The 8,276-nt window shown below is 62.5% G+C and carries 9 protein-coding genes and 1 pseudogene; all 10 read right to left on the bottom strand.

All coding sequences use genetic code 11. The features are described from left to right. A partial coding sequence (locus ACYVDE_RS09475; RefSeq protein WP_460501250.1) for a hypothetical protein occupies positions 1–229 on the bottom strand: 229 nt, incomplete at its 3' end. 450 nt (positions 230–679) lie between these two features. Then, complete coding sequence (locus ACYVDE_RS09480) at positions 680–1,279, bottom strand: LbetaH domain-containing protein (RefSeq protein WP_460501251.1); 600 nt, start codon at positions 1,277–1,279, stop codon at positions 680–682. A gap of 108 nt (positions 1,280–1,387) precedes the next feature. Beyond that, the gene (locus ACYVDE_RS09485; protein ID WP_460501252.1) at positions 1,388–2,614 is read right to left on the bottom strand and encodes a bifunctional 3,4-dihydroxy-2-butanone-4-phosphate synthase/GTP cyclohydrolase II; all 1,227 of its coding nucleotides are present in this window, start codon (positions 2,612–2,614) and stop codon (positions 1,388–1,390) included. A 112-nt stretch (positions 2,615–2,726) separates the two neighbouring features. Beyond that, positions 2,727–2,966, bottom strand: a complete 240-nt coding sequence (locus tag ACYVDE_RS09490) for a hypothetical protein (RefSeq protein ID WP_460501253.1) — start codon at positions 2,964–2,966, stop codon at positions 2,727–2,729. Positions 2,967–3,076: 110 nt separating this feature from the next. Then, complete coding sequence (locus ACYVDE_RS09495; RefSeq protein ID WP_460501254.1) at positions 3,077–4,420, bottom strand: DUF58 domain-containing protein; 1,344 nt, start codon at positions 4,418–4,420, stop codon at positions 3,077–3,079. Between the two features lie 191 nt (positions 4,421–4,611). Then, positions 4,612–5,403, bottom strand: a complete 792-nt coding sequence (locus ACYVDE_RS09500) for an SDR family NAD(P)-dependent oxidoreductase (RefSeq protein WP_460501255.1) — start codon at positions 5,401–5,403, stop codon at positions 4,612–4,614. A gap of 79 nt (positions 5,404–5,482) precedes the next feature. Next, the gene (locus ACYVDE_RS09505; RefSeq protein WP_460501256.1) at positions 5,483–6,034 is read right to left on the bottom strand and encodes an NADAR family protein; all 552 of its coding nucleotides are present in this window, start codon (positions 6,032–6,034) and stop codon (positions 5,483–5,485) included. 122 nt (positions 6,035–6,156) lie between these two features. Continuing rightward, positions 6,157–7,206, bottom strand: coding sequence for an AAA family ATPase (locus tag ACYVDE_RS09510; RefSeq protein WP_460501257.1), 1,050 nt, complete (start codon positions 7,204–7,206; stop codon positions 6,157–6,159). A gap of 5 nt (positions 7,207–7,211) precedes the next feature. Next, on the bottom strand, positions 7,212–7,475 hold the full coding sequence (locus tag ACYVDE_RS09515; protein WP_460501258.1) for a hypothetical protein: 264 nt from the start codon (positions 7,473–7,475) through the stop codon (positions 7,212–7,214). A 149-nt stretch (positions 7,476–7,624) separates the two neighbouring features. Next, a pseudogene (locus ACYVDE_RS09520) lies at positions 7,625–8,276 on the bottom strand (DUF4350 domain-containing protein); the annotation flags it as partial.

Genomic DNA, 8,276 nt, shown 5'->3' on the forward strand with positions numbered 1-8,276 from the left:
CGATGGCCGCGGCCACCGCCGGGTAGGCCTGCGCTATGGTGGTGGCCCCGCCCGCCCGGGCCCACAGGTTCTGCCGAAACGCCTCCCAGTCTACCACCTTCCGGTTGATGAAATTGGCTTGCAGAATCTCGGTTACTTCCTCCAGGTATTTCTGCACCGCCGGGGCGGGCGGCCGGCGCTCGGCCTGGCAAGCGGTAGCGAGGAAGAATAATAGCCAAAGCTTGCTCATCCGGTGTGCGTGCGTGGTGAAGACGAGGGCCAATATGCAACGCGCATCCTGGAAAAACCCGTTGCGTTGCCCGCACGACCCCTCCCGGCACCGTAGCCCCAGCGGGGCGACACTCGTCCAACGAATGTCGCCCCGCTGGGGCTTTGCGTTTCTTCGGCATTAAAGCAGCCACCGGTTCATATCCTACGCCGCCTTCCCCGCCTTGTTCTTGGCCTTGCCCCCGGCCGAACCGAGCAGCGCGCGGGCCGCCTTGTAGCCCTTTATTATATATATTATATAGCTCCGGATTTACGGCCTCGAACACACTCATGGCCTTGTCGAGCTCGTCAATCCGGGTCATTTCGGCCTCGCGCACTTCCTCGTGGGTAGCGTTGGCGTTTTGGCGGGCATCGAGCAGGCGCGGCGTATCGGACAGGCCCCTCCGGACGACTTATTGCCAGCGCCCGGCCGCTAAAGCGTCTTCACCATCCGGGCCGGAATGCCGGCCACCACGGTGTTGGCCGGCACGTCGCGGTTCACGACGGCCCCGGCGGCCACCACCGCGTTTTCGCCCACCGTCACGCCCGGCAGAATGGTCGCGCCCGCCCCAATCCAGGCGTTGCGCCGGATAATGACGGGCGCGAGCAGCAGCGTAGTGCGATGCTCAGGGTCGAGCGGATGGTTTTCGGAGGTGAGGTTGACGCGCGGCCCAATCATCACATCGTCCTCCAGGGTAATGCCGCCAATGTCGAGGAAGGAGCAGGCATGGTTGATGAACACCCGCTTCCCCAACCGGATAAACCGGCCAAAATTGGTGTGGAAGGGTGGAAAAATGGTCGTCGACGGGTCTATCTCCGTGCCGATGATGTCGCCCAGCCGACGGCGTACCTCGTCCAAATCCTCGGATGCCGCGTTCAGCTGCGTGCACAGCCGAATGGTGCGGGCCACCACCGCGCCAAATTGCGCATAGTCGGGGTCGTCCTTGCGCAGCGGCTCGCCGGCCCGCAGGCGGTCCATCAGGTCGTTGCGCGCGGGCCCGGCCGGGGCCGCGTGGTTGGCGTAGTCACTCATCGACAGTATTATTAACAGAAGAAAATCAGCAGCCCCTTCGCCCCAAAAACACTGGAACAAAAGGGCCGCTGTAGCCTGAGATAAGGGCTGAGTCGCGCCACAACCGCCCTACCCCACCGGCGCGTCGGCCGGCAGCACGTTCACCAGCGTGTGGCCCATCTTGTCGCGCTTGGTGGCCAGGTACGCCTCGTTGTGCGGGTTGGCATGAATCTCAATCGGCAGCGTTTCTACAATCTCCAGCCCATAGCCGATGAGGCCGGTGCGCTTGCGGGGGTTGTTGGTGAGCAGGCGCATCTGCCGGATGCCCAGGTCGCGCAGAATGCTGGCGCCCACGCCGTAGTCGCGCTCGTCGCCCTTGAAGCCGAGCTCCTCATTGGCCTGCACCGTATCGCGGCCCTGCTCCTGCAGCTTGTAGGCTTTCAGCTTGTTGAGCAGGCCGATACCGCGGCCCTCCTGGTTCATGTACACAATCACGCCGCGGCCTTCCTGCTCAATCTGGCGCATGGCCTGGTGCAGCTGCGGGCCGCAGTCGCAGCGGCAAGAGCCGAAGATATCGCCCGTTACGCAGGAGCTGTGCACGCGCACCAGTACCGGCTCCGGCCCGTTGATGTCGCCCTTTACCAGGGCCAGGTGCTTGGCTCCGTTCGAGTTCTGGGTGTAGGCGTAGAGGTCGAAATCGCCGTGCTCGGTGGGCATCCGCACCGAGATTTCGCGGGTAATCAGGCTCTCGTTAGCGAGGCGGTATTTGATGAGGTCCTGCACTGAAATCAGCTTCAGCCCCCATTTTTTTGCCACGATTTCGAGGTCGGGCAGGCGGGCCATTTCGCCGTCTTCCTTCAGAATTTCGACCAGCACCCCGGCCGGCTCGAAACCCGCCAGGCGGGCCAAATCCACGGTGGCCTCGGTGTGGCCGGCGCGGCGTAGCACGCCTTCCTTGCGGGCCTTGAGGGGGAAGATGTGGCCGGGCTTGCCCAGCTCCTCGGGCTTGGTGGTGGGGTCGATGAGGGCCTGGATGGTCTTGCTGCGGTCGGAGGCCGAGATGCCGGTGGTCACGCCATTCTTCAGCAGGTCGACCGATACGGTGAAGGCCGTGGCGTGCAGGGCCGTGTTGTGGCCCACCATCAGGTTCAGGCCCAGCTCGTCGCAGCGCTCCTCGGTGAGGGCCATGCACACCAGCCCGCGCCCGTGGGTGGCCATAAAATTGATGACTTCGGGCGTGGCCGAGCGGGCGGCGCAGATAAAGTCGCCCTCGTTCTCACGGTCCTCGTCATCAACGACGATAACAACTTTGCCGGCGCGAATGTCTTCGATGGCGGATTCGATGGAATCTAGCATGGGGAAATTGGGTGGGGTATTTCGGGCCATAACAGCGGCGGCCGGTGCAAAGTTAGCCCCGCTGGCCGTGGCGCGAAGTAGCGCGGACTTTGTAGTCCGCGCTATGCCCACGCTACTTCGTGCCCTGATTGCGCTGCGTGGGCTGCCACACCGTGGTTTTGATGCCGCGCAGATATCGCCACCAGCCCAGCAGCAGCGCCGCGTTCATGCTGTAAAAGTGGGTAATAAAGCGCAGCAGGCGCCCGTGCACCCCGCGCCGGCCCAGCGCCTTATCGAGCAGCAGCAGCGCCGGCAGCACCAGCCGTGCCTGCCATTTTCCTCGTTTCTGCGCTAATTCAGCCTTCGGCATCATCTTCCAGTTAAAATTGATTTCCCGCCCTCGCCTGCAAATTGCCGTCCACAACTCTAGCGCCGCAGCCACAAAATCCGTGAAATCCGTTTAAATCCGCGCTAATGCGTGGTCTAGATGAGGCCGCGGGCTTTGAATTCCAAGTACTTGTTAATGGTGTTTACCGTCAAATCCTTCGGTGCGGTCAGCAGCGAATAAATGCCGTAGCGCTGCAACTCCAGCACAATCTGGCGCTTTTCCTGGGCGAATTTCTCGGCAATGGTCTGGTTGTACACGCCCTCGGTGGTGTCGGCCGGCGCGTCCAGAAACTCGCGCAGCTCGGTGTTTTCGAAGAATACCACCAGCAGCAGGTGGTCTTTGGCCAGGCGGCGCAGGTAGGGCAGCTGGCGCTGCATGCCGTGTAGCGTCTCGAAATTGGTGAACAGAATGAGCAGGCTGCGCTGCTTGATTTTGGCCCGCACCGTGGCGTAGAGCAGCTCAAAATCGGTTTCGAGGTACTTGGTTTTTTGACGGTACAGAATTTCGAGCAGCCGCAGCATATGACCGGAGCGACGGTCGGCGGCCAGCGTGGCCCCGGGCTTGTTCGAGAAGGTGAGCAGGCCGGCTTTGTCGTGCTTGAGCAGTGCAATGTTGCTGACTACCAGCGTGGCGTTGATGGCGTAGTCGAGCAGGCTCAGCCCGTCGAAGGGCATACGCATCACGCGGCCTTTGTCGATGAGGCAGTACACCTGCTGGGCGCGCTCGTCCTGGAAGTGGTTCACCACCAATGCATCATCTGCTCCGGTGCCGGCCCGGCGGGCCGTAGCCTGCCAGTTGATACTGCGCGGGTCGTCGCCGGGCACGTAGGGCCGAATTTGCTCGAACTCCATGCTGTGGCCCACGCGCCGGATTCGCTTCACGCCCACTTCCGTCAGGCGGTTGTGAATGGCCAGCAGCTCGTACTGCCGCATTTGCAGAAACGAGGGGTACACCGGCACCACCTTGCCCTGCTCGTAGCGAAACCGCCGCCGCACCAGCCCCAGCGGCGACGCGGCGTAGATGTTCAGTGCCCCAAACTCGTACTCGCCGCGCTTGGTGGGTCGCAGCTGGTAATCAATTATCTGCGTTTCGCCGGGCTTAATACTGGTTTTGAACAGCACGTCGCGCCGCTGAAACTGGTGCGGAATCTCGTCAATCGTTTCGGTGTGAACGGGGAAGCGGTAGCGGTTTTCGACGTAAATCCGCACATCGTTGTCCGAGCCGTTGGCCAGTTTGTCGCCCAGCACCCGCCGCCCAAATACTGGCGTCACCCTGGCGGGCGCATACAGCAGCAGGGCATCGAGCAGCCCTAGCACCACTAGCAGGCCGAGCGCAATTTTCATCGGACCCAGCAGCGCGGGCAGAAAGAAAGCCACCACGAAGCCGATGATGACGGCAACGAGGGCCAGGAAAAAGCGGGGCGTAAGAAAAAGCGTCAAGGGTAGCCGGCGTGAAGGGAGTGGCAATATTCGGCAATATCCTCCCAAACCGGTGCGCGGGGCGGCTTAATTGTAACGCAACCACCGAATGATTAGCCCCAGCGGGGCGACGCTCAGCTAATGAATGTCGCCCCGCTGGGGCTACTAATCAATATATCTGCGATTCAAGCCGTAACGCTTGCGTTACGGCATTACACCGCGCTGCGCACGATGCCGCCATCCACGCGCAAGGCCGCGCCGTTGAGGGCGCCGGCCAGCGGACTGGCCACGAACACGGCGAAATCGGCGATTTCCTTGGGCTGAATGAGGCGGCCGATGAGCGACGTAGGCCGGTTTTCGGCCATGAAGCGGCGCTCGGCGGCGGCGTAGTCGGTTTCTTCGGGAAACACCTGACGGATGAATTCTTCCACGCCGGGCGTGTGCGTCGAGCCGGGCATGAGCGTGTTCACCGTCACGGCCGTGCCCTTGGTGAGCTCGGCCAGGCTGCGCGAGAGCGACAGCTGCATCAGCTTGGTGGCGCTGTAGTGGGCCATTTCGGGCGCCGGGTTCAGGGCCGATTCGCTGCTGATGAACAGGATGCGGCCGGCGTTGCGGGCCAGCATGCCGCGCAGGTAATGGCGGCTCAGGCGCACGCCGCTCAGCATGTTCACCTCGAACAGTCGCTGCCAGGCCTCGTCGGTGGTGTCGAAGAAATCGGTGGCTTCGTAAATGCCCAGGTTGTTGATGAGCACGTCGACCTCGGGGTACTGCGCAATGGTGCGCGCGGTGCCTTCCGCCGTACCGTTGTCGGCCGCCAGGGGAAGCAGCTGCGCCTGCGGAAACTCCTGCCGCAGCGCGGCCATGGCTTGGTTAACGCTGGCCTCGGAGCGGCCGTTGATGATGACTTTGGCCCCTTCGCGAGCGAAGGCGCGGGCCATTTCCAAGCCAATACCGCCGGTGGAGGCGGTGATGAGCACGGTTTTGTCGGTGAGTTGAACGTTCATGGGGATGATGACTAAGGACTAAAAAACCTCCGGCGACTGCAGCGCCGAAGGATATTTAACCCGCCGCGGCCCGTTCCGGTTATCGGCGCCGCAGAGCATCCCGCACTTCCATCAAGGCAAAGCCCAATAGGTTCGGCCCCAGCCACTGCTCCGGGGTGGCCGCTGCGGGCGAGTCGGCCGCCAGCCCGATGCCCCAGATGGTATCCACCGGGCTGGCCTCCACCAGCACCCGGTCGCCGGTCGAAAGCAGAAATTTCTGCAGCTCGGGGTGCTGACTAAACTTGTGCAGGTTGCCGGCTACCACAATGTCGACCTTGCGCGCTTCCCACATCTCGGGCTCGAAATGCTGGATTTCGCGGCCCAGCTTCTTGGCCTCGGCGGGACTTCTGGCCATCAGAATCTGGCGTAGTGCTGCCTCGTCATCAAACAGCCGCGCCTTTTCGGCCATCATCCAATGCTCAGTCGAACGGTAGGTGAGGCCAGCCACCACGAAATCGGCCAGCCACCACTGACTCAGGCAGGATTTGGTGATGGTGCCATCCTTGCTGGGCTGGTTGCCCCAGAAAAACAAGTATTTGACGCGGGCGTCGTGGGCCAGCTGGTCGAGCAGCCAAGCGGTAGAGTAGGTCATAAGTAAGCTAGGCTGAACGACGTAGAGACGCATATTTGCGTCTGGTCGTTGAACGATGCGAGCCACACGCAAACGGCGCGGACGACGAGACGCAAGTATGCGTATCTACATCAAACTGCCTCTTAACGTGGTACTTCCACGCCCTGGATAATCTGCTTCACCACTTCATCGGGCGTGCCGCCTTCCATCTCGCGCTCGGGCGTGAGCATGATGCGGTGGCGCAGCACGCTCGGGGCCAGAAACTGCACGTCTTCGGGCGTCACGAAGTCGCGGCCGCGCAGGGCGGCCAGGGCTTTGGCGCCGTTCAGCAGGGCCAGTGAGGCACGGGGCGAGGCGCCCAGGTATAGTGCTTTGTGCGCCCGCGTCTGGCCCACCAGCTTGGCGATGTATTCCAGGATATTGGCCTCCACGCGCTGCTGGCGCACCTGCTGGCGCAACGCGGCCAGGTCGGCGGCGCTTAGAATGGGCTGCACGGCCTCCAGGTTGGTGCCGCCAAAGCCGCTGTGGTGGCCCTGCAAAATCTGTACTTCCTCGGCCAGCGTGGGGTAGCCCACGTGCAGCTTGAACAGGAAGCGGTCGAGCTGGGCTTCGGGCAGGCGGTAGGTGCCTTCCTGCTCCACCGGGTTCTGGGTGGCCAGCACCAGGAAGGGCTCCTGCATGGCATAGGTGGTGCCGTCCTGCGTCACGGTGCGCTCCTCCATCACCTCAAACAGGGCCGACTGTGTTTTGGCGGGCGCGCGGTTGATTTCGTCAATCAGCACCACGCTGGCGAAAATGGGACCGGGCCGAAACTCAAAGTCGGCCTTGTTCTGCCGGAAAACCGAAGTGCCCAGCACGTCGGAGGGCATCAAATCGGGCGTGAACTGAATGCGGCTGAATGGCACGGCCAGCGTGCGGGCCAGCAGCTTGGCCATGAGGGTTTTGGCTACGCCGGGCACACCTTCGAGCAGTACGTGGCCATCGGCCAGCACGGCGGTAAGCAGCAGCTCCAGCAAGTCCTGCTGGCCCACAATGATTTTACCGATTTCCGAGCGGATGGCGGCCGTGCGGGCTACCAGCTGGGCAAAGTCGGTGCGCGGTGCGAAGCTGGCTTCGGCCGGAGCCGGAGCCGGGGCCGCGGGCGTGGGCGGGGTGGAAGACTGGGGCGTGAGGTCGTGGTTTTCGGGGTGCATGTAGGCTATAAGGTGCTGGCGTAGCCAATGAAAGTTTGGGCGGTAGCCTCGTCGGCGCAGGCAGCCAGGAGCTGCTGGTGCACGTCGCGGGCGTAATCAGTAGAAACTAATTTTTTCGATATCAGCATCAAGTCCTGCAGCAGCGAAGCATATTTGTCCCAGTCGAGCCCGCCCAGCAGGGCTTTGTCGGCGGCCGAAGCCGTCTGGACAAACCGTTCTTCATCCCAGTTGAACCGGAGCAAAATCAGGAGTTTCTCGACGGTGAGCATGCGGCTGGAAATGGGAAGGCGTGATGCGGAATAACGAAAGGGAGTAAGAAAAAGTCGAAAAAATGGCTTAAACGGCCCTAAAACGCACTTTCGCGGAATAATTCAATTCGATGAAAAGGCCATTTCCGGGCACAGTGCAAAAATGAAAATCAGCGGCGCGCTTCCCGCTTGAAGGCATTGATGGCGGTGTTCAGTTGCAGCAGCTGCGCGTCGGTTACCTGCGGGGCGGTGCGGGCGAAATTCACCAGCCGCAGCAGCTCGTCGACGCGCGGCCGGGGCACGCCCGACTTCTGGCTGAGCCGCTCGCGGAACTGCTCGTCGCCGAAGTCGGGGCTTGGCTCCTGGAAGCGGGTGCGCAGGTAATCCATGAACAGACTCACCTTCTTTTCCGCAATCAGCCCGTGGCTGCGGCCCTGCCGGTAGAGGCCGGCCACCGTGCGCGTAAATAGCAGCGTAGTATTGGGCAGCGGGTTGATGGTGGGAATGATGCGCTGCCGCCGCCGCGCGCCCATGAATACGAACAGCACCGCGCCGGCCAGCGTGATGAAGTAGGCCAGCCGCAGCGGCTCATGCGCCACCAGCACCCGCAGCAGCGACTGATTATTGACCGGCCCCTGCTTCTGATATTCGTCCCAGAACGTGCGGCGGGCCGGCAGGTAGCGCAGCGCCGCCACCGCAAACGGCCGGATGCGCGGCTGCAAAAAGTAGCGGTTGCTGAACGCCGCTGGCACCGCGCAGATGTACACATGCCCGCGCCCCACCGGCAGTTCCACGTACACGGCCCGGCCGCGGGCATCGGTG

It is taken from the genome of Hymenobacter agri (assembly GCF_054778495.1).